This is a genomic window from Bacillus cereus group sp. MYBK5-2, from assembly GCF_051915685.1.
Classification (GTDB): Bacteria; Bacillota; Bacilli; order Bacillales; family Bacillaceae_G; genus Bacillus_A; species Bacillus_A cereus.
This window is the reverse complement of sequence record NZ_JBQAFE010000037.1, coordinates 1-1,368: the sequence shown is the minus strand read 5'-3', so window position 1 is coordinate 1,368 and position 1,368 is coordinate 1. Positions and strand designations below refer to the sequence as shown.

Genomic DNA, 1,368 nt, shown 5'->3' with positions numbered 1-1,368 from the left:
CATATTATATGGTTAAGTCCTCGATCTATTAGTATTCGTCAGCTCCACATGTCACCATGCTTCCACCTCGAACCTATCAACCTGATCATCTTTCAGGGATCTTACTAGCTTACGCTATGGGAAATCTCATCTTGAGGGGGGCTTCATGCTTAGATGCTTTCAGCACTTATCCCTTCCGCACATAGCTACCCAGCTATGCCCTTGGCAGAACAACTGGTACACCAGCGGTGCGTCCATCCCGGTCCTCTCGTACTAAGGACAGCTCCTCTCAAATTTCCTACGCCCACGACGGATAGGGACCGAACTGTCTCACGACGTTCTGAACCCAGCTCGCGTACCGCTTTAATGGGCGAACAGCCCAACCCTTGGGACCGACTACAGCCCCAGGATGCGATGAGCCGACATCGAGGTGCCAAACCTCCCCGTCGATGTGGACTCTTGGGGGAGATAAGCCTGTTATCCCCGGGGTAGCTTTTATCCGTTGAGCGATGGCCCTTCCATGCGGAACCACCGGATCACTAAGCCCGACTTTCGTCCCTGCTCGACTTGTAGGTCTCGCAGTCAAGCTCCCTTATGCCTTTGCACTCTACGAATGATTTCCAACCATTCTGAGGGAACCTTTGGGCGCCTCCGTTACACTTTAGGAGGCGACCGCCCCAGTCAAACTGCCCACCTGACACTGTCTCCCGGGTCGATAAGACCCGTAGGTTAGAATTTCAATACAGTCAGGGCGGTATCCCACCAGCGCCTCCACCGAAGCTAGCGCTCCGGTTTCAATGGCTCCCGCCTATCCTGTACAAACTGTACCAAAATTCAATATCAGGCTACAGTAAAGCTCCACGGGGTCTTTCCGTCCTGTCGCGGGTAACCTGCATCTTCACAGGTACTATAATTTCACCGAGTCTCTGGTTGAGACAGTGCCCAAATCGTTACACCTTTCGTGCGGGTCGGAACTTACCCGACAAGGAATTTCGCTACCTTAGGACCGTTATAGTTACGGCCGCCGTTTACTGGGGCTTCAGTTCAGAGCTTCGCTTACGCTAACCCCTCTCCTTAACCTTCCAGCACCGGGCAGGTGTCACCCCCTATACTTCGCCTTACGGCTTCGCAGAGAGCTGTGTTTTTGCTAAACAGTCGCTTGGGCCTATTCACTGCGGCTTTCCGTTAAGAAAGCACCCCTTCTCCCGAAGTTACGGGGTCATTTTGCCGAGTTCCTTAACCAGAGTTCTCTCGCACACCTTAGGATTCTCTCCTCGCCTACCTGTGTCGGTTTGCGGTACAGGCACCTTTTATCTCGCTAGAAGCTTTTCTTGGCAGCGGGGAATCAAAGACTTCGCTCCATAAGGAGCTTCCCCATCACAGCTCAGC

The 1,368-nt window shown here is 53.1% G+C and carries 1 rRNA gene; it reads right to left on the bottom strand.

Annotated features, from left to right (window positions below):
- Positions 1 to 8 precede the first annotated feature (8 nt).
- Positions 9 to 1,368: ribosomal RNA gene (locus ACTFP3_RS30105) — 23S ribosomal RNA — on the bottom strand; the annotation flags it as partial.